A 22,183-nucleotide genomic window follows, 5' to 3' on the forward strand; every position below is an offset into this window, starting at 1 on the left:
CTGCAATATTTATTTTGTCCATCCAATTTTAAGTCCTATCTGTTGAAAAAAGATTTTAATCTGTTTCCCAAAGTATTTTGCCGGTCTGTACTTTTGTATCCGTAACCATGTTTATTACCATAACCAAAGTTTTCTACCTTAACGTCGTTAAGAACAAAATTAACATTCTTCAGTTTGTCCTTCGCTACATTATCTGCATATTCAATAAATGCTTTTTCTGTTTTTTCCGAACGTGCAACATAAAGAATGGCATCTGCATATTTTACTATGATAAATGTATCCGTAACTGGCATTAACGGTGCCGAATCTATAATAATATAATCGTATTTCCCTGCAAGTTTTTCTAACAGAACAGTATAATTGCCATTTTCAAAAAGCTCTACAGGATTTGGGGGGATAATTCCCGAAAAAATAAAATCACAGTTAGTATTAAACCCGCTTGGATAGATAATATCCTCTACTTTATCAACAGATCCATGCAAAAATTCTGTCAATCCGTAAGCATTCTTCATTTCCGGCTTGTATCTCTGTAACTGAGGATTCCGGATATCAGAGCCTATTACAAGAACCTTTTTACCTGGTTTTGCAATACTTAATGCTAAATTGATGGAAATAAAAGTTTTTCCTTCTCCCTTGACACTAGATGTCACTAGTATAATTTTGTCTTTTTCTTTAGAAACAGGCAAAAGCATATTCACATTGGTTGCCAAAATTCTAAAAGATTCTGCAAGTGGAGATATATCATTAGGCTTTATTAAATTATTCTCCTTTACAGTTAAATGTGGTATCTCTGCAATTACCGGTATATTACTAAGCTTACCGATACTTTTGTTATCAGAAATTCTTGTATTAAAGAATTGTTTAAAAAATATAATTAAAAATGGAATCCCAGCTCCCAGTAATACTGCGAGTCCAATTATAATCATTTTTTGAGGAGCCACAGGTTTTCTTTTAGCATAAGCCAGATCCAATATTCTGGCTTTATCCGATGACATTGCAAGGGTAATTGCAGTTTCTTCTCTTTTTTTCAATAAAACCAAGTATAACTCTTCTTTAATTTGCTGTTGTCTTTCTATATTTCTAAAAACACGCTCAAAAGAAGGAATTTTTCTCAGCTCGCTATTACTTTTTCTTTCGATAGAGGAAACATTATTGATGGCCAGCTGAATATTTGATTTATTTTTATCAAGTCCTTCTTTTATGGTAGATCTTAATACTTTTATTTCATCATTCAGCTCTTTGACAAGGGGATTTTTGGGAGTAGCATTTTCCAACAGTCTGTTTCTCTTTATAATAAGCTGATTATAAGATGCAATATTACTAATTGCAGTACCATTATCTAAACCAATATTAGCCGGCAATATATCATCATAAGATTTGTTATTCAAATAACTTATATACATATTATTGAGCTCCAGTTGGGTATACAATTCCAATCTTTTCTTCTCTGCCTCTGTATTGGTCTGTAAATTTACACCAGCCTCAGAGGGTATATCAACAATATTATTATCTGTTTTGAAATTTTCTTTTTTAACTTCTACATCACCAAGCTCTTTTGAGATCAGTTCTACTCTTTCATCTATAAATTCCTTTGTTTTTTCTGATTCTGTATTTTTTTCAACAATTGCTTCGTTATTATATTTTTTTACGAGCGTATTTAAAATATCTTTTGCCTTATCTACATTCTGATACTTCAGAGATAAGCTGATAACTGTAGCTTCTTTACTGCTAAGGCCAACGCTCAATGTTTCCTGCAAATCATCAATAACGGTTTCTTTATTTTTATAAATAAAATATAATGAATTATAGTTGTTTACTTTTTTTAATTGCTTTGGATTGAATAATGGATTTTTTATAATCATCAGATTAGCATACGGCAAACTAATCGTTTTGTTAAAAAAAGTCTTTATCGGTTTTTCCAGTTCTTCAGAACTCAATTCTAATGCATCACCGTCAATTGTAAGATTAATTCTTTTATTCGGTTGTTGGGTAAAAGGCTTCTCATTAATTACCTGGATGATGATTGGAGACTGCATTCTGTAAAGTTCAGTATCATGAAATGAACCAATACTAAAAACCGAACACTGCAAAGGTAATTCACTAATTACTTCGGAAAGTATCTTCTTGGAAGAGAGTACTTCCATTTCATTTTCAACAGTATTTGATCCAAATCCTGAAAAAGCTGAAAGCCCCTGCATTTCAGCAATATCAGAAGCCGGGCTTCCGGTTTTTTTTGCATCTTTAATTAAGATTTTTGTTAAAACTTCAAACACCGGAGCTGTCATTTTAATATATATGAAGCCTAATGCTGCCATCAACAATACCCCAATAACAAACCAATACCATTTTTTTATATATGGCTGTATAATTTCTTTCAGTGAATCTTCTGTTGAATTCTGATACTCTTTCCTCATGTTTATATTACCCTGAATTTTGGTTGACGAATATAAATAATTTTATTTAAAAAAACGTTTCTCAGTCTTTAATCCTATTTCTATAATCATTCAAGATTATATTAAATGATCTGACATTTTTTATTTAGCTGTAAAACTTTTCTAATAATTCTATATTAGAATTCAGATCAAATCCTTTCTTACGAAGTACTTCGTAAACATTTCCTGAAAAAGAAGCTTGCTTTGTACACTGTATAATTTCATCAACCCAGATATCAGCTTTATCAATTCCCAGAAATTTAACAAGGCCTAAACCCAGATCAGTTTCATCGGAAACTGCATTTGAAACCAATGCCTGAAGGCCTACAGCCTGGCTTTCAACCAAAACCATAGGAAAACCTTCAAATTTAGATGGCATTAAAAGAACATCAGCCCCGGCCATTAATTCTGCCACATCCGAACGTACATCCATTAAAATCACCTGATCAGTAAGGTTCAAATTCCCGATCATTTCCAGAATGCCTTCACGTTCCTCCCCTTTCCCTACAATCATAAAAGTAAATTCATGGCCTAAATCTTTTAATTTTTTTACTATTTCTAAAGAGAACTTATGGTTTTTAAGATCTGTAAGACGGCCCACCTGTATAATTTTCAAGCCTTTATGACTGGTTATTGCATCCCAATAATTTTCACATTGTTTTTTTATGTTTCTGAATTTATTCAGATCAATTGAATTGTTGATAATTGTAAAATCAGAATTTTCACTGAATAAGTACTTTCCGGCAAGATCACCGCAGGCGATCTTTTGTGTTGCAGAGAAAGCGATAACTCTTTTTAATAAAAACTCATATGCCTTGTCTACAATTGTCATATGTTGTTTATACAATGTACTATGCGAATGGGATATTCTTGTATGTATACCCGCCAGTTTTGCAGCGGTAAGCTGAAATCCATCATTAAGGAGTAAATGACTGTGAACAATATCAAACTTTCCTTTATTTTTATTTAGGAAACGGTATAAATTATAAAAACGGGCCAATGAATTCCCTCCATCTATACTGATAAGCTCACCTCCCAAGGATCTAATCTCATCATCATAGTCACCTTTAGCATCATTGAATATTAAAAAGTAAAACTTGAATCTGTTTTTATCAATTTTACGTAGAAAATTCATCAACAAGGTTTCTGCCCCTCCTCTGTTCATTTGATTAACAACATGCAGTACATTTATTTTTTTCATTTTAATTAATGTTAAAGTAAATATGCTTACTTACAATTTAAACAATACTGCATACAGAACTTTGGGAATAAATCCAGGCCTGTTTAATCCTAACTTTTCGAAAAGAATGGCAATTCTGTGTCTCAGTTTTTCTTTTTTAAAATAAAAAGTCAGTTTTTTATTTTTAAAAAATTCTTCAATAAAGCTTATATATTCATATGCAAATTTAGCAGATATAAATGGTTTTTTATTTTTCATTACAGATTTTGAGTGTATTCTGTAACGTATTGTAGATTCTTCCAAGAGATAAAATTTTATCCCGCTCTCTGTAAGCTTTAACCATAGTGGAAAATCTTCCATCATTTTAAATCTCTCATCATATCCTCCCACTTTATCCAATACTTTTTTTTCAATGAACATCGAAGGAGCTGCAACAACATTTCCATGATTTTGGAGATACTTATTCTGAAGTTCTGCGGTTTGCAATTTAAAAAACTTCAAATTTTTACCAAGTGGAACCTTACCTGTTGACTGACCGGACAATACATCAACATACATCTCTGAAAATGTCTGTAATGCTCGTATAGAAGGGTTCTTTTTAATGAAGTCAATATTTTGCATTATACAGTCTTCAAATAAAGAATCATCTCCCGCAATTAATTTCACCCATTCACCCTGAACATGTATAAGACCTCTGTTGCAATTTGCTGAAATCCCGGTATTTTCTTTTACTGTAATCATCTCAGTACGAATAAACCTTTCACTATTTTGTAGTAACCATGAATTACAAAGTTCAACAGTCTTATCTTTGGAACAGTCATCAGAAATAATCAATTCTATACTTTGATAAGTCTGGTTTTTAATGCTATCCAATGTTTCCAGAACAGTACTTTCTGAATTGTATGTTATTACTATAACTGAAACTAGAGGGTTCCGGATCATGTTCATTTCTTTCTGAGTTTTGAAATTAAGCTTTTCAGGTTTATAATATTGTTGATATGATAGATTGAATATATCCCTGTAATAATCACCATTATACTTCCCAGACTATACGAAACATAAACATTATCCACCATCTTCATTATTAAGAGTGCAATAATAGCAATGGAAATTTGTACAATAAATAATTTTAAGAAAGAGATATCAAAGTAAAAACCATAAATCTTTTTTGAAATAAAAAACATTTGTATAGCATAAACAATATATCCGGCAAGGAATGAAACTCCCAATCCTTCCAATCCTCCATAATAAAATCCTATACAATTTAAGATGGTCATATAAATATTGGCTGTTAATTCACTCCAGAAAAAAAGCTGGGTTGAACCTTTGGCTAATACAATATACCCCATTAACCAGGAAGACGCTTTAAAGAACACACCAATCATTGCGTATTGTATCATCGAATTGATCGGCAAAAAATCTTTGCTATAAAGCATTGTAATAGCAAGATTTGCAAATACGACGAATATTGTAATGATAGGTCCCAAAATCAACAGAGCAACATTTCCCTGCTGGTTTACTGTTTCTATATATTTTAGCTTTTCATGTATTACTGCTGATAATCTCGGATAATAATCTGTTGCCATTGCTGTAAAGATAATTCCGACATATGAGTTAACAATTCCGAAGCCGGCATTATAAAATCCTACATCGTCCAGTCCTCCTATACGGGTTATAAAAATCCTGACAATATAAGTGCATCCCGTAGCAATGATACCACTAAGACTTAGAAAAAATCCTAACTTTAGCATGGGTAACCCTTCTTCCCAACTTTTCTTAAAACTTATCGGTTGTAAACTAATATTTAGTTTTTTATAAAATAACTGAGTAATTGCCAGGGTTGTACAGGATAATATAATCATTGCCGGAACAATTCCGTCTATTCCATATAAAAAATATAATGGTAAGGTAATAAGTAAGGATACCACTGAACTTGATATATTTGCATATGCCAACCATTTTAGCTGTCGTGTCCCCTGTAAAACAGCATCTTTCCCTAAGGTCAGCTGCCCTAAAAATAAAGTAATGGATAGGAAGATAAAAGACCAGGTATAGTCATAACTATCAAATGTCAGTTTTGATAATAATGGAGAAAGCACCAAAGTTAAAATCATTCCAAAAGCTCCTGTCAGCCAAACTAACTTGTTAACAATACTGATTATCCTTAAAAGCGGCTCTTTACTCTGACTTTCACTGGCTATCGCAATATCTTTTATACTGCTTACTCCAATTCCAAAATTAGCAATTGAAGACAATAAGGTAATGGTAGAATTCAGCAGCCCTGCCACCCCCATTCCCAGGGGGCCTAATAAGATTGCAATAAATTTAGAACGTATTACAGAAATAAAAATATTGATAAACTGAACGCCACCAAAAATTGACGTGGCCTTAAAAATCTGGCGGTATGAAAAGTTTTCATTACTCATAGTTCCCGACAATTTTCCAATGAATTACCTGAAATATTCCACACTACTTTCAATAAGAAACAAAGTTGCATCCTTTGGGTATTAAAGTAATTTTAAAATCTGTTAGGATAAGAATTTATACTATGAATTACTTTATCTATTTCTTCATTGGTCATAACAGGGCTTATAGGTAAACTTAAGACCTCATCATGAATCTGCTCAGTAACAGGAAGACTCAAATTATTCAAATCTTTATAAGCGTTCTGCTTATGCGGAGGAATAGGGTAATGTATCAGCGTTTGTATATTATTTTCAGAAAGATAATTCTGAAGCTCATTTCTTGATTTTGTTCTGATCACGAACAAATGCCAGACATGTTCTTTCTCTTTTTCAGGAAATTCAGGAAGTATAATCTCCGGATTATTTATTTCTGTAATATATCTTCGCGCAATTTCTCTTCTTTTTTGATTTTCTGTATCAATATACTTAAGCTTAATATCTAAAACTGCTGCTTGTACCTCGTCTAATCTGGAATTTAATCCCTGATATATATTTATATACTTTTCGTTAGAACCATAATTAGCCAAAGCTCTGATACAGCGGGCCAAATCTTCATCATTGGTAGTTATTCCTCCTGCATCTCCCAAAGCACCTAAATTTTTTCCGGGATAAAAGCTAAAACCTGCTGCATCACCCAGGTTTCCTGATTTTACTGAATTCCACTCAGCACCTATTGTCTGGGCATTATCTTCAATAATTTTAAGATTATGCCTTGTGGCAATATTTTTCAGCTCTTCGGAAAAAACTATTCTGCCATAAAGATGAACAATCAATATTCCTTTAGTCTTTGAAGTAATTTTTTCCTGTATTTCAGAAATATTTATATTATATGTTTCAATATCCGGTTCTACTAAAACAGGAACTAAATCATTATCTGTTATGGCCAAAACAGAAGCTATATAAGTATTAGCTGGTACGATAATCTCATCTCCTTTTTGAAAAATTCCTAATTCAATATATGCACGGAGAATTAACCTTAATGCATCTAATCCATTAGCTACTCCAATTGCATATTGACTGCCCACATATCTTGCTAAATTATCCTCAAATTTTTTTACTTCATTTCCTAGAAGATACCAACCCGAGCGAAATGTACTTATCAACCTTTCTTCAATTTCTTGCTGATGAACAAGGTTTATTTTCTGTAAATCTAGAAATTTAATCATCATTTTTATTATAAACAAGTAATTTTCTCCATCTCTCATTAGCTTTCAAACCAATTATATATGGCTGAAAACCTTTGATTACAACATTAGCTGTCACTTTGAGATTAGAATTATTATTACTCATGATTGAGACGTACAAATATATCTAATATTTTATATAATTTCAGCACAACATCGTATTAACCTGATTGATTAATCATAAAAATAACAACTCAATTATCAAAAGGAAACAGGTCTGTCAAATAGCTGATCACAATAACTAGCCTTAATTAAGAATATCCTCGTTTTTAATATCTGTTAAATACGGGACATGCTATAGAAAAAGTTTTCAATAATATATGGATATCCGTTTTAAAAGATAAATTATGATAATACTCCAGATTCATTCTTACTTTATCCGGAAAAAGAACTTCATCATTATATTGTAACGGGTTTTCCTGCCGGGATAATAACTCTTCTTCATTCCTGTATTTTATTCCGGCTTCGCTGGTAAGTCCCGGTTTCAGTAAAAGGACAAGCCGGTCTTCTCCATTGAGCTGATCATAATAGCCTGCAACATCCGGTCTGGGCCCTACCAAAGCCATATCCCCTTTTAAAATGTTAAATAGTTGAGGTAATTCGTCAAGTTTTGTTTTCCTCAACCACTTACCAATAAAAGATTTCCTGGTAGTTATCGGATGTATTGTTCTGAATTTATAAATAGTAAATGGCTTTGCATGCCGGCCAATCCGTTCCTGTTTAAAAATCCCGGGAAATCCTGTATCCCAGGAAGTCAAAATGAGCAGTAAAATAAACACCGGAAATAACAATATAACAGCTAAAAGTGCTATACTGTAATCCATCAGCATTTTCCAATGAGGGTAGTCTTTCAAAATATTTGTATTACAGCAAATATATAAAAATGTAAGATTGTCTCATCATCAAATCTAAATTTTCACTGGACTAACATAAAAAAAATCTGCTTTATAAATAGAGCAGATTTCGTATATTAATTCGAGAATACCTCCTGAACAATCTTCTGTATCCTTATCTTGTCTTCTTCCTGAAGATTAGACCCGGAAGGCAGGCATAAACCTTTTTCAAATAAACTTTCAGCAATAGTTTTACCATAATAGGGTGCATCAGCAAAAACCGGCTGCAAATGCATTGGCTTCCAGAGAGGTCTGGATTCTATATTATCTTCCAGCAAAGCTAACCTCAGATCTTCACGGGTTTTCCCTGTAATGTTTTCATCTACTAAAATGGCAGATAACCAGTGATTGGAATAAAAGTCAGAATTGATTTCTGATAAAACTTCAACCCCTTCAATATCCTGAAATAATCCTACATAAAAGTCATGCGTTTTTCTACGTGCATCCACCCTGTCATTCAGTACCTCCATCTGGCCACGACCTACTCCGGCAGAAATATTACTCATCCTGTAATTATACCCAATCTGTGAATGCTGATAATGAGGAGCATTATCTCTGGCCTGTGTTGACAAGAAAACAGCTTTATCCTTATCTTCCTTCGAGTGACAAACCAATGCGCCTCCGCCGGAAGTTGTAATAATCTTATTACCATTAAAAGATAATACACCAAAACGGCCGAAAGTTCCGCATGCTTTTCCTTTATATTTTGATCCTAAAGCTTCAGCTGCATCTTCAATTAAAGGGATCTCATATTTTTCCGAAATAGAAATAATTTCATCCATTTTAGCGGGCATGCCATAAAGATGTACAATAATAATAGCTTTAGGTTTTGTTCCTTTTTTAATCCTGTCCTCAATTGCTTCCTGTAAAGCTATCGGACACATATTCCAGGTATCTTTTTCGGAATCCACAAAAACCGGTCTTGCTCCCTGATATACAATAGGATTTGCTGATGCAATGAATGAAAAAGTCGATGTAATAACTTCATCATCTTTAGTAATACCTAATAAAACTAAAGCAAGATGAATAGCTGAGGTTGCAGAATTGAGAGCACAAATTTCTGTATTATTTTCCAGGTATTTTGCTATACTAAGCTCAAATTCGTCAATATTCTCACCTATTGAAGTCACCCAGTTTTTACGGAAAGCATCTTCAATAAAAGACAGCTCACTGCCTGAAAGATGAGGGGAAGAAAGCCAGATTTTGTTTTGCATCGTGTTGTATTCAGAAGCAAATATAATTCTTCCTGATGATTTTTTTACTACTTTATGGTATTTACTTTACGATCCGATCTCCCTGGCCTTTACCGCTAACTGTTGCAAGAATATATTTCAAATAATTTGATACATTCAGATCTTTAAGCATTTCAGCATCTTTTTCTGCCAGCTCAACAGGTGTAGACATGTCAATTTCATTAATTTGAGCTAAACCAGTTATTCCGGGTAGAAAATTGTATACTCCTCTTTTGTCTCTCTCTTCTATCAAATCTATTTGATTATAGAGATTGGGTCTCGGACCAACAAGGCTCATATCTCCCTTCAATACATTGATTAGCTGAGGAAGTTCATCCAGCTTTGATTTACGTAAGAAGCCTCCAAACCTGGTTACAGAAGAAGTACTGGAAAGATGCGTTGCTACAGATTTTGTATTAACATGCATCGTCCTGAATTTCATTAATTTAAACGGCTTCTTTCCTTTTCCAACTCTTTCCTGAAAAAAAATGGGTGATCCGGTATCAAACAGACCTATTACATAGAGAACCAGTCCTATGGGCCATAAAAAAAGAATACCAAAAAAAGAGAATAAAAAATCAAGGATACGTATCATTATAGAATAAATATTTAAAGTTTGAAGTTAAATCAGATCGTAAAACTTTTTATCGTTTTAATTAATCCTTCCTGTACTGTAACTGGTAAAGATTTTAGGTTCAGTTCAGCTTTTATTTTTTGATTTGAAACCACATAAGATTCAGTAAGCTTTTTTAACCTTTCCGAATTCAGAGGCAAGTGTAGTTTATCCCCTAATCTGGCAACATTTTCAATCATGTTTTTTGAAATATTCCAAAGCCGGGCTTTTTTTCCTACTGCAGAATTAATAGTTTTGATCAATTCATTTGTAGATATAGCATCATCATCTGCAAAATTGTAGATTCCGGAGGATACATCTTTCGTAAGCATCTGATCAATAAGAAAATTTAAATTATCAATATTTAGGAATGATCTTTTATTCTCAAATGCAGTTAAAGGCCACGGTAATCCTTTTTTAACAATTTTATATAGCAAGTTTAAGTTTCCCTTATTTCCAGGGCCATGAATCATACACGGCCGGATTATATATGCTTTTTTATCTGCAGGCAGGTCCTTACTTAGAATATACTCTTCTGCTTCTTTTTTTGACTTACCGTAAGGTGTATACGGATTCGCTTTTACATCTTCCGTTAAAATACCATCTACTCTATCTGCTGCCGCTTTTACTGAACTAAAATAAAAAAAATTTTTAGTTCCCGACTTTAAGAATGTATTAAATAATTCAATTGTAAGATCTCTGTTAATCTTATAATATTCATTATCATCTGAAGTGTTAGACGTATCGTGAGCTTTACCAGCCAAATGGATAATTACATCAGCATTTGCCGGAAAATTTTTTTTCCAGTTTTCATCTCTGAGAGATAAAGCAGTAATCTGATAATCTTTTAGTTTTAAATATTCTGTAAGATTTTTACCTACAAAACCTGATGCTCCCGTGATAACTACATTCATATATATATTAATCTGGAAAATGTTATTATTATTTTTTTATGATATTTTCTAAGTTGGAAATACAGGTTGACAACCTAAAGTTATTTTCATAATATTTTCTGCTGTTTTGCCCCAGCTGGTTAAGTGTTTCTTGCGATAATGCGGAGGTCTCAAGAATAGTTTTAGCAAGGGATTTATGGTCACCTGCTGAAACTGTAAATCCACAATCAGCATCTAAAACATTGTCTGCTCCTTCACCATTCAGCATCGCTATAATGGGTTTTGATGCACTCATATATGCCTGCAATTTAGCCGGCACAGTAAGGTTAAAAATCGGATCATCTTTCAAAGTTACCAGCATTACATCTGCTTTATCAAAAAAACTAGACATTGCTTCTACAGGGAATCTTCCCATTGTAAAAACGGTTTCTTGCAACCGATGTTCATCTATAAATTCTTTGACATAAGGCATTTTCCTGCCGTCACCTACTAAAATAAATTTGATCTCTTTTTTATCTTTAAGCTCTAAAGCAGCTTTCATAATGCTCTCCAAATCCTGGGCCTCACCAATATTTCCGGCAAACATCACCTTAAATCCTTCAGGCAAAGGGGGAATAGGGAAATTCTTATTTCCTTCTGATATTGTATCTTCCGCCCAGTTTGGAAAGTAAACAATTTTATCATCAAAGTTTCCTTTCTGATTGATTGATTTTCTAAACCCCTGGGAGGTAATCAAAATTTTTTCTGAATTTTTATAAAATCTCTTTATAACACCTTCATAATAATTCAATATCCATTTATTTTTAACACCTCCTGCAATGGATAAGCTTTCCGGCCATAAATCCATAACCCAAAAATAAACAGGTATCTTCCATAGCTTATTCATTAAAAGAGCAGGATAATACTGTGTAATCGGGGAAGGCTCATGGACGATAATAGCATCATATTTATCGTTCAGCCCCATAAAAAAGGCTTTTACAGAAGCAAAAAAAGCAAAACTATAATAGTTAATGAACAAACGTAATCCACCGCCTTTTCCTCTGGGCAGGAGTAACGACCTTACTACTCTGACTCCATTCACAACCTGCTTTCTATTTTTAAAGACCCCATATCCTTCGAAGATCTTACCTTCAGGATAATTGGGTAGCCCTGTTAATACAGTTACGTTATGGCCTTTCTTTTTAAGCTCAAAAGCAAGATCATTACTCTTAAAGTTTTCCGGATAAAAATATTGTGTTATTATAAGAACATTCATATGTTTATTCTTCGCTCCAAACTACTCTCTTGATATAATCCGTATAGGAAATAATAATCCGCACCACTTTTTCAGACACATTTGGCATAGAATAGTCTGCAACAGGTCTGAAATTACGCTGTTCTCCTATCTTTTGTTGCTGAACCTGTAATAGGCCCTGCATAATACGTTCCGGAGATAATCCTACCATCATTACACTTGCCTCTTCCATAGCTTCCGGTCTTTCATGTGCCTGTCGTATATTAAGAGCCCTAAAATTAAGTATTGAAGATTCTTCCGAAATAGTTCCTGAATCTGACAATACAGCATAAGACCGTTTTTGAAGAGCATTGTAGTCATGAAAACCTAAAGGCTTGAGAAACTGTATTTCAGGACGTACTTCAAGCTTCATTTTATCAATCATATTTCTGGTTCTCGGATGAGTAGAAACGATAATCGGATATTGATAATGCTCTGCAATTGCATTTAAAGAATCTATTAAACCTCTGAAGTTTTTTTCAGAATTAATATTTTCTTCGCGGTGAGAAGATACAACGAAGAATTTTCCTTCTTCCAAATTTAATTTTTCAAGAACATCAGAAGCATTTATTTCAGGTAAATAATGATTCAAAACCTCATACATTGGAGATCCTGTTTTGATAATTCTATCTGCAGGCAAACCTTCCCTCAACAGATATTCTCTTGCAATATCAGAGTATGTGAGGTTAACATCAGCTGTATGATCCACAATTTTACGGTTAGTCTCTTCCGGCACCCTCTGATCAAAACATCTGTTCCCGGCTTCCATATGGAAAATTGGAATATGTCTCTTTTTAGCAGGAATTGCGCAAAGACAGGAATTCGTATCTCCAAGAACTAAAAATGCATCTGGTTTTAGCTCTTCCAGTAGCGGATCTATTTTTATAAGAATATTACCAATGGTTTCTGTTGCCGTTTTTCCGGCTGCTTCCAGAAAATAATCTGGTTTTCTAAGTCCTAGATCATCAAAAAAGATCTGATTAAGTTCATAGTCATAATTCTGACCTGTATGAACAATGATATGTTCTACCGCTTCAGATGAATCTAAAGCTGATAATACTCTTGATAGTCTAATAATCTCCGGCCGTGTTCCCACCACCGTCATTACTTTTAATTTTTTCATTACTTAATATTTTAAACTTCTACAAAATAAGTGTCCGCATCCTCCGGATTAAAAGCTTCATTAATCCAGAAAATAGTGTACAGTTCTTCTTCACCAATATTTTTAATATTATGGGTATACCATATCGGCATATCTACATAAGCAGGATCTTTACCATCCAAATAAAAGTTGAGAACCTCATCTGAATCTATTTTTCTTAATTGAATCTGTGCTTTACCTTTTATAACTGCAAAACGTTCAATTTTTCTTGTGTGAAAATGGTTTCCTCTTGTAATATTGGGTACAGTTGTGGAAAAAGAACACTGTCCCCCAATACCTAACCGGATGATTTCAACAAAAGCACCTCTTGGATCAGTATGCTGTGTAAATTTTATAGGATAATGATTTTTATAATCTATATAGGAACGATAGGTATTAAACAAATTATGCTCAAAAGAATCATTAATAACAGGAATTTCTCCATTTTCGAAGTATTTGGTTTTGAATTGATTGAGCAAATGCAAAACTTCAGACACTTTTTTGGAGGCTGTCGGATTAATAAATAATTCTTCTGTACTTTTCCCTGATCGGATTTCTTTAATAATCTGATCTACCAGCTCTTGCACATAAATTAATTTTACTTCACCATCATTGGCAATGGAAGGAGTTTCCCCATGCGTTAACTGATAACAGAATGTAGCAATAAAAGAGTTATAAAAAGGCTTTCCAAAGGCACCAAAAACGTTGGGGATAATTAATCCTGTAACCTTTCCTTCATTTTCATTTGCCCAATTAATAATTGCTTCACGCCCTTCCCGTTTTGATTTTCCATACAGATTGTCCCTTTCTTCCTGAGTTGAAGATGAAATCAGTACGTGTGGTTTTGAATTTGTTCGCTTCAAAGCATCAACAAGATTCTTTGCCAAAGCGATGTTAGTTTCATAAATAAATTGTTCATTTTCATGACGATTCATTGCTGCCAGATGAACAATCACATCACATTTTGAAACAAATTCATCTAATTTGTGCTCATCATTAAAAAACTCTTTTTTAAACTCAATTCTTTCAAATTCTTCAGGAAATAATCCTAAGGTATTATACAAATGACGACCTACAAATCCATTCTGGCCGGTAATTCCTATTTTTTTCATTTAATTTTTTTAAAATACAAAAGTTTGGTTATTTTAAATTATTATTAAAATAATCCAGCTCAAAACGATATTCATCACTTATCTCTCCAATTCCGTAGTCTGCTAAAACCAATAATTTGCTTTCTTGTTCAAGACTTTGAATGGCAGTTATGCATCCTGCCTCAATATGTAAATAATCAAGTTTATTACTTGTTAAGGTGATTTTTTTTATGGGTAAATCTGTTGAAGGTTTTTCAAAGTTATCCACATGAATAACAGAAATTTCAAAAGCTCCTTTCATACATGCAAACCAACGTTGCTCAATTTTATGACCTTGCCATCCTCTGATAAATTCAGTAGAATGATTCTCAATTGTATAAATACGTTTAATAAGAGAGGCATCAAATTCATTATTATAAGTAATAATTCCCCTTGCATCTTCATGCCTATGTCCAGTTAGTATCATCAGTATATTTTATCTTGAACAAAATTTACAAAAAGGAAATAGCTTAAGGATATTGCATAACATCTTCACCAAAAACCTCTTTTCGTATCAGTGGAAGAGTAGAAATTAATTTTTTTAATCCTTCTACACCTTGCTGTTCTGTGTTGTGGGAATGATAATCTTCTATTCTTGAAATATCCTCTTCTCCTTCAGAAAAATATTTGGCATAATTCAAATCACGATTATCAGCCGGAATACGGTAAAAATCCCCCATATCTTCTGCTTTTAGCATTTCTTCACGGGTACATAGTGTTTCATACAATTTTTCACCGTGTCGGGTTCCTATAATTTTTACAGGAACTTTTTTTCCCGTCAACTCAATTAAAGCCTTTGCCAAATCTCCAATACTTCCGGCAGGTGCTTTATTTACAAAGAGATCTCCCGGATTAGCATTTTCAAAAGCAAATAAAACCAAGTCCACAGCATCCTCTAAAGACATAAAGAACCTGGACATATTAGGATCGGTAATTGTTATGGGCTCACCTTTTTGAATCTGATTTAAAAATAATGGAATTACAGAACCCCTGGAAGCCATCACATTCCCATAACGTGTCAGGCAAACGGTCGTATCTTTTAAATTACGGGCTTCTGCTACTGCTACTTTCTCCATCATTGCTTTAGAAATCCCCATCGCATTAATTGGATAAGCAGCTTTATCAGTAGATAAACAGATAACTTTTAAAACTTTATTTGTGGCAGCGGCACGGATAACATTTTGAGTACCTTCTACATTGGTTTTTACAGCCTGCATCGGAAAAAATTCACATGACGGCACCTGTTTCAGAGCAGCTGCATGGAAAATATAATCTACCCCCCTGGTTGCAGGCTCTACTGAGTTATAATCTCTTACATCCCCAATGTAATATTTAATTTTTTCATTCTTGTACAGATTACGCATATCATCCTGCTTTTTTTCATCGCGAGAAAAAATACGGATTTCTTTAAAATGATCTGTTTGTAAAAAACGGTTCAGTACAGCCGTTCCGAATGAGCCTGTACCACCTGTAATCAGGAGTATTCTATCTTTTATTTGCATATTAAAATTTATATCATAAATTGGCTGATCCAAAGTTACTAACTTTTGTATAATACCAATTAGAATAGAGTTGTTTTTAAAGTTATTGTTAAACCTTTACTGTCAATCTTCAATCTCTTTATTATTTGTAGCTATAATTGATATTTATTTAGGAGTACTTATGTAATTATAGTTTAAACTGGCTTTTACCAAACACAGAGAGATAGTTTTATTTTATGTATTTCTGTATACTTTGGAAATATTCTTTAAACATTTGATATTGATAATCTTCAGTGCTATTTATCCTTGAATATTCTGCTTTAACTGCTTTTAATTTATTTTTGTTCCTATAAGAGTAACCTTCTGAATGCCACCAAAAAATTCCTTTGGCTCTTTGATTCTTATATTCTGTTTCACTTATAATTTCTATTGCTTGGGCGAAATACTCAACTGGAATTAAACTAAAATGTTTATTTTCATCATTTGATGTAGTTCTGTTCCAAACAAAAGGATAAACTGGCTTATTATATCTTTCTCCATATTGCAACGCCTGAATCAGTTTATTCTTTATGTAATTTTGATTTCCTCTGCTATGTAATAATCCAGGATTATAAACATAAAGTGATGGAGCAAGAAAATCTACTTCCTTAATGATTGGAATAAGATTATCATTCTGTGATTTATATTTTTCAATGGTGCCTGAGTAATTTAAATAATTAAGATGATAAAACCCCCATTTGATATTAGGTCTAAGCTTTTTAGCAAATCTTATTGCTTTCAAAAATTCGTCTTTATAATAATTGACCGCGTTTAAATCTTTTTGCTGTTGAAAAGATTTTAATCCTTTTCCTTCCCAATCTAAAACTGCAAATCCTATTGAATTCACATTAGGAATTTTAGTTTCAATTTGTTTTCTAAGCATCTCTTCATTAAATTTTTCATCTTTGACAAAAAATTGCTGATAAAAAATCGTGTATGTTTTCAGATGATTATCCTGAGAAAACTTTAACTGACTTTTAGAATCAGGCTCTACCAGGAATAACAATTCTAAATTTTTTGTTGTCTGCTGTTCAGAGCCTTTATTATTTTTCTGGCTAGGTAAAAAAGCCCCAAATAATACACTAAACATCAATATAAAAATGCAAAAAAAACGCATAGCTTAAATTTTATTTCATTAATACAATTCACTCTTATTTTGTATAAATAAGATCCTTTACGAAGGAAATATGGATAATTTGCACAATTAACATGCCAATCAGATAATAAATACACTGTGAGTAAACCTATTATTATAGATTATTTACACAGATCTTCAAATCCAAATACAGAAACTTCTGAGCTAAGCATTTCTTTGTGTTTCTCCAAATCTTCAGCATTTTGAAATCTATCTTTTATTTTTTTAGCAGGAATTCCACCATAAATTGAATAGGGTTCTACATCCTTCGTTACAATGGAGCCTAAAGCAATAATAGCTCCGTCTCCAATATTAACCCCTGCCATAATTTTTGAATATGCGCCGACCCAAACATCTTTACCAATCCGAGTTTCCTTCAAGATATCACGTCCAGTAAAAATACAAGGAATACCCGGTAAATTAAATACATGATCGCCTCCCAAAATTGAAACATCATGTGCAATCATTGTATAATCTCCAATTTTTACTTTGGGATAGATTATGCAGTTTGGTCCTACGTACGCCCACCTGCCAGCTTGCAGATCTTTAGACACATTTGATTTACCACCAAAATAAAATGTTGGATTTACATTCCTATATCCTAGGAACTTTCTATATACAAACATTTTCACTTCTCTGAAAACTTTCCTAATTCTTTGCTTAATACCCATACATTACTTTTTTTATTTCAGAAACCTGAAAATCAGGATTAAACTTTTTGTCAATTATGTGATAACAGTTTTCCCGGATCTCTTCTCTTGATAAATCTTTTTGAAACCACTGATGGATTTTTATTGCCAACGAAGAAACACTCTCATGTTCAAAGAAATCTCCTGTTTTATCAATTGTTAAAGCTTCAAATTCCGGCATTTGCAATGCAAAATTATTGTGTGTTATTACAGGGGTCCCATACATTAAGGTATGCATTGCCGTTAGCCCAACATTGCCCGGAGAAATACAAAGATCAGCATTAAAGATATACTCAGCAATTGCGTTTTCTTCATACAATTGTCCTACAAACCAAACATAGTCCTTTAAGCCGTACTCCAAAACTTTAGAGCTTAAAAATTCTTTTTCTTCACCATTTCCTATTATTACAAGATTTAATAGAAGACCCTGTTCTCTCAACTTCTTTTGTGCCTCTAAAATATAATGCAATTTTTTTACTTTTGTAAGTCTTCCAATGAAAATCAGAACAGGAAATTTATTTTCAAAATGATCCGGATATATATCTGATTTTATTAATTTTTTTCTAATACCAATTTGTTCTTTGTAATTTAAAGAATTATAAATAACATATAATTTAGAAGGTTTAAAGCCCTCTTTTATCATCAATTTCTTAGCATATTCTCCATATAGGAAAATTCCAGTTGCCATGGAAAAAAATATTTTCTTAATTAACTTAATTACAAATGACTCTTTCCCATACCAGCCGTGAGACCATAAATACACCTTTTTAGACGAAAATATAGAGAAAAACAGAATGAGCCAGGTTGATAAGCAATAGTATTCACCTAAAATGATATATTTTTTGTAGTCTTTAAAGAATAAGGAGACAGCACCTTTTTGCCAATAAAAATTAGAAAATAACGGAACGTTTTTTAGTTCTTTTTTAAATCCCTTCAATTCGTTATAATCTAATTTTTTTACATCACTCATTTTGTCGCCAAAATAAAAGTCACACTCCATTTGCTGATCCATTAATTTAAAGACTCCCAATCTATAATGTTGAGCATAATTATAAATTAAACAAATTTTTTCTCTCATATCAATCATATCTTATAAGGAATTACACCAAAACGATTGGTTATAGAATAATAAACGAAATAAACTAAACAATATGAAAAACAAACTATTAATACTTCTAATTTTTTTTTCTTTGGAATATTAAATATCATTGTTGACATAATTATTACCTCAAAAATGGTCAGATAATAAGTAAATCTAGAAACTTGTGGAACAGCTAAAAATAAGTTTAGCACTATAATTCCCATCCAGAAAAGTTTCATCTGAATTAAATTATTATAAAGATTATACTTTTTTGTATAATAAAAAATATAAATAAACAAAAGTATTTTTGGTACTATAAAAATATAGTTTGCAATTCTATTAAAAGCAACATCAGCATTATAATCTTCATAATTGGCATATTTTTCAAACGGAAGTAGTGCCAAATAAGATTTTGCCAGATCCAAAACCCCTGAAAATCCAATAAAAAATGTGATAATCAAAATTGCAGAATACCAAAAATAAGAGAGATTAGTTCTTTTTAATATAAATGTTATAGGGATCAAGGCTATAATTGAGTAGTGAAATAATGCTCCAATTCCGATATAAAGATAAAAATTCAGCTGTTTTCCTTTTACCAAAAAATGAATGGCTAACACAAAAAAAGAAACTGCAATAGCTTGTCTCACTATACTGAATGAAAAAAAATAATAAAAAAGAAGAATATAAAATAAAAATGTTAATAATGGTGATTTTGTTTCTTTTCTAAAAACATAGTTTAGAGGAAGAAGAGTTAGTATACTCGACACAAATAGTATAACTCTGAACTCCTGAAAATATTCTTTCACAAAAGCATTCAAATAAAGCCAGCCAATTTCAATCTTCTTTATTAATTGAGGAATTCTATATAATTCAATCTCATACTTATAATTTATAAGATAGTTATTGGTATCAACCCCAACGGTATAATCTCTAAGTGTAGCAATTATAATCAAAAAAAGAACAACAATAACCGTATTCTTAACTTTTAGGCCAAGAAAAAATAAAATAATTAATATGATTAATATATAAACTTCCATTTATTTTCCTATTAATTCATAAATTCTGTTTTCAATCATTTTTTTTTGGCCCAGACTTACCTCTTTTATTATATTTTTTAATTTTTGTTCTCTTGACGTGAATTCTTCAACTGCTTTTGGAGTTAGCTCACTTACCAAAAAATTATTTAAATTAACTCCATCAAAAATATCAATTATCTTCTGAGTTTTTGAATCCTTATTCAACAAACCGATTGGAATAACATTATATACCATTCCCAGAAGTAAAACATGTAGTCTATTGCTAAGTGTAAAGGAGAACCTATTGTAGAAAGATATGTTATCCCACTTTAAGCAATCTTTATGAAAACTTACATTTTTATTGTTTTTGAAATAAGTAAATAATTCGTGATTATATTCAAAATCGTGATTTACCTGATAAAAAAAAGTAATTTTCTTATCTGTAGTTTCTAAAATATTTTGAATGGCTTCTAATATTTTCTGATGATAATTTTCATCATTCAGCCTACGAAAAGAAACTCCTATTTCATCTGATCCAAACATATCAATGTTTTTAGGAGAGTATCCAAAACACATATCCGGGATATAATCAATATTTTTAACACCTAGTTTTTTTAATGCTTCTACATTATTATAGCTTCTGCAAAGAATTTTATCGGTATTTCTGGAAAAAAAAACTACAGCTTTTTTGTCCATTTCATTTGTATAGTGAACATCATTTCCCACCAGATATGATTTTACACCTTTAGATTTAAATATTTTAAAAATTAAACCAATCAGCATATTTTTCAGAAATACTTTTTTATTTCCGGCACTTCCAAATGGCCCCGGGCTTTTAAAAATATGTGTAATTCCCAGATTTGAAAAATATAATGAAACTACCCCTTTTCCTTTAAAACTTTTATTAGTAATTTCTTTTAATTCTTTTACATTTTCAGTATCTTTTAAAAGCTCTTTCTTAAATTGATCCGGGACATTTTGGGTATCCAGGTAAACATTTCCATATTTAGAAAGCACATCAATCAAACATTTGTTAATTAACAAATCACCAACATTATCATACTGTGTAGCAACAATATATACAATTTTATTTTTCATCTAAAAAACGTCAGATTTTAAATCATTCACAAAACTTTCATAATTGGTTTGGGCATTAAAGTTTAGACTCCAGAATTTTTTAATTTCCTGTCTGCTTAAATTATCATCCAATATTTTATTTATTGCTAAATTAACATCTGAGATAGATGGATTTGCACTTAGTAGTTTTCCTGTCTCGTTTTGCACAATTTCTCCACTTCCTCCAACATCAGTAGCAATAACTGGAATACCAAAAGACTGAGCTTCCATGATAGAGACTGGAATACCTTCAGAACTACTCAAATTAATAAAGATTGATACTGGATTTTCTTCATAATATTTATAAATCTTCGTATTTTGAATAGCACCGTTCAACTGAGCTTTAAGATTGGGTAATTCGGGTATACTATTTTTAATATTTTCTCTTTCTTTCCCTTCTCCGAAGTGAATCCAACTAATCTTTTTATCAGGATTTAGCTTTGCAAAGTTCACTATTGAATCGGCAATTAACTGGACTCTTTTCATAGGATCTATCCTAGATACAGAAACGAAACTTACTTCATTTTCTAAATTCTGAGGAGCAATTTTCCCTTTATCAAAAACACCAAGCTTTGAAACTTTTATTTTGTTATAAACGTTATACTTTCTTTCCATATAGTTCTTTCCGTTCTCAGAAATAGAGTAAAGCCTGTCTATACTCTCTAGAACTTCTTTTCTAAAAGGCCAGAATTTTGGAGTTGATGGAATCCCTTCATAAATATCATATCTATGTGCTCTTGAAATTAGTTTATATTTATTTGTCTTTTTAAGGTCTACAAAAGCCTTAGTTGCTTCTGTAAACCAGTAAGTATATAATAAATCTATTTCAGAAAACTTATAATTTTTAAAATAAGTTTTGTAAGCGATAACACTAGAAGAAAATTGGAATATATGTTTAAGAGCAGCTATAGAATTGACTTTTAATCTATATTTCCACAATGCGTTCCAGAAAAAGGAATTAAATATAGTTTGGACTGTTCTTTTTTTCTTATTTTGAAAGTACTTTGAAAATTCTTTTTCAATTTTCACATTTGCAGGAAGCGGTCTGACCTCATTACTAATTTCACTAGGAAAAATAACTACTTCATCGAATGCTTCTGCTAAAATATTAATTTCTGCTTCTAAAAATGCTTCAGTTTTAAAATAAGGAAATCTTCGGGTAAATAAAATTACTTTTTTAGCCTTCATAC

20 protein-coding genes are annotated in these 22,183 nt (G+C 32.0%); all 20 read right to left on the bottom strand.

From position 1 onward, the window contains the following. Window positions 1–35 precede the first annotated feature (35 nt). Window positions 36–2,414 (bottom strand): GumC family protein, encoded by a 2,379-nt coding sequence (locus DRF59_RS15330; RefSeq protein ID WP_115962044.1) that lies wholly within the window; start codon window positions 2,412–2,414, stop codon window positions 36–38. A 124-nt stretch (window positions 2,415–2,538) separates the two neighbouring features. Further along, complete coding sequence (locus tag DRF59_RS15335; protein ID WP_115962047.1) at window positions 2,539–3,633, bottom strand: glycosyltransferase; 1,095 nt, start codon at window positions 3,631–3,633, stop codon at window positions 2,539–2,541. A gap of 30 nt (window positions 3,634–3,663) precedes the next feature. Beyond that, the gene (locus DRF59_RS15340) at window positions 3,664–4,560 is read right to left on the bottom strand and encodes a glycosyltransferase family 2 protein (protein WP_115962050.1); all 897 of its coding nucleotides are present in this window, start codon (window positions 4,558–4,560) and stop codon (window positions 3,664–3,666) included. Continuing rightward, on the bottom strand, window positions 4,557–6,038 hold the full coding sequence (locus tag DRF59_RS15345) for an O-antigen translocase (RefSeq protein WP_115962053.1): 1,482 nt from the start codon (window positions 6,036–6,038) through the stop codon (window positions 4,557–4,559). The genes DRF59_RS15340 and DRF59_RS15345 overlap by 4 nt, the downstream gene beginning before the upstream one ends. A gap of 92 nt (window positions 6,039–6,130) precedes the next feature. Continuing rightward, entirely contained in the window at window positions 6,131–7,243 is a 1,113-nt protein-coding gene (locus tag DRF59_RS15350; RefSeq protein WP_115962056.1) for a DegT/DnrJ/EryC1/StrS family aminotransferase, read from the bottom strand. 287 nt (window positions 7,244–7,530) lie between these two features. Continuing rightward, entirely contained in the window at window positions 7,531–8,091 is a 561-nt protein-coding gene (locus DRF59_RS15355; RefSeq protein WP_407643394.1) for a sugar transferase, read from the bottom strand. 140 nt (window positions 8,092–8,231) lie between these two features. Further along, window positions 8,232–9,368: an aminotransferase class I/II-fold pyridoxal phosphate-dependent enzyme gene (locus DRF59_RS15360; RefSeq protein ID WP_115962059.1), complete on the bottom strand. Its 1,137-nt coding sequence runs from the start codon at window positions 9,366–9,368 to the stop codon at window positions 8,232–8,234. A gap of 61 nt (window positions 9,369–9,429) precedes the next feature. Next, on the bottom strand, window positions 9,430–9,981 hold the full coding sequence (locus DRF59_RS15365) for a sugar transferase (RefSeq protein WP_115962062.1): 552 nt from the start codon (window positions 9,979–9,981) through the stop codon (window positions 9,430–9,432). 32 nt (window positions 9,982–10,013) lie between these two features. After that, the gene (locus DRF59_RS15370) at window positions 10,014–10,913 is read right to left on the bottom strand and encodes an NAD-dependent epimerase/dehydratase family protein (RefSeq protein ID WP_115962065.1); all 900 of its coding nucleotides are present in this window, start codon (window positions 10,911–10,913) and stop codon (window positions 10,014–10,016) included. 28 nt (window positions 10,914–10,941) lie between these two features. Continuing rightward, entirely contained in the window at window positions 10,942–12,147 is a 1,206-nt protein-coding gene (locus tag DRF59_RS15375; protein WP_115962068.1) for a glycosyltransferase family 4 protein, read from the bottom strand. A 4-nt stretch (window positions 12,148–12,151) separates the two neighbouring features. Further along, complete coding sequence (wecB, locus tag DRF59_RS15380) at window positions 12,152–13,288, bottom strand: non-hydrolyzing UDP-N-acetylglucosamine 2-epimerase (RefSeq protein WP_115962071.1); 1,137 nt, start codon at window positions 13,286–13,288, stop codon at window positions 12,152–12,154. 11 nt (window positions 13,289–13,299) lie between these two features. Further along, window positions 13,300–14,418 (bottom strand): polysaccharide biosynthesis C-terminal domain-containing protein, encoded by a 1,119-nt coding sequence (locus DRF59_RS15385; RefSeq protein WP_115962074.1) that lies wholly within the window; start codon window positions 14,416–14,418, stop codon window positions 13,300–13,302. Between the two features lie 28 nt (window positions 14,419–14,446). Beyond that, on the bottom strand, window positions 14,447–14,863 hold the full coding sequence (locus DRF59_RS15390; protein WP_115962077.1) for a WxcM-like domain-containing protein: 417 nt from the start codon (window positions 14,861–14,863) through the stop codon (window positions 14,447–14,449). A 43-nt stretch (window positions 14,864–14,906) separates the two neighbouring features. Next, complete coding sequence (locus DRF59_RS15395; protein WP_115962080.1) at window positions 14,907–15,938, bottom strand: polysaccharide biosynthesis protein; 1,032 nt, start codon at window positions 15,936–15,938, stop codon at window positions 14,907–14,909. Between the two features lie 208 nt (window positions 15,939–16,146). Further along, the gene (locus DRF59_RS15400) at window positions 16,147–17,073 is read right to left on the bottom strand and encodes a hypothetical protein (protein ID WP_115962083.1); all 927 of its coding nucleotides are present in this window, start codon (window positions 17,071–17,073) and stop codon (window positions 16,147–16,149) included. A gap of 140 nt (window positions 17,074–17,213) precedes the next feature. Continuing rightward, window positions 17,214–17,762, bottom strand: coding sequence for an acyltransferase (locus DRF59_RS15405; RefSeq protein ID WP_241505609.1), 549 nt, complete (start codon window positions 17,760–17,762; stop codon window positions 17,214–17,216). Beyond that, a complete protein-coding gene (locus tag DRF59_RS15410; RefSeq protein WP_115962276.1) occupies window positions 17,752–18,858 on the bottom strand; it encodes a glycosyltransferase in 1,107 nt (368 codons plus the stop codon). Before DRF59_RS15410 ends, DRF59_RS15405 begins: the two co-directional genes overlap by 11 nt. Window positions 18,859–18,863: 5 nt before the next feature. Further along, a complete protein-coding gene (locus DRF59_RS15415; RefSeq protein WP_115962086.1) occupies window positions 18,864–19,898 on the bottom strand; it encodes an EpsG family protein in 1,035 nt (344 codons plus the stop codon). Next, a complete protein-coding gene (locus DRF59_RS15420) occupies window positions 19,899–20,975 on the bottom strand; it encodes a polysaccharide pyruvyl transferase family protein (RefSeq protein WP_115962089.1) in 1,077 nt (358 codons plus the stop codon). It lies immediately after the preceding gene. Beyond that, window positions 20,976–22,181 (bottom strand): glycosyltransferase, encoded by a 1,206-nt coding sequence (locus tag DRF59_RS15425; protein ID WP_115962092.1) that lies wholly within the window; start codon window positions 22,179–22,181, stop codon window positions 20,976–20,978. It abuts the gene before it with no gap. Window positions 22,182–22,183 lie beyond the last annotated feature (2 nt).

This window comes from Chryseobacterium flavum, from assembly GCF_003385595.1.
GTDB lineage: Bacteria > Bacteroidota > Bacteroidia > Flavobacteriales > Weeksellaceae > Chryseobacterium > Chryseobacterium flavum.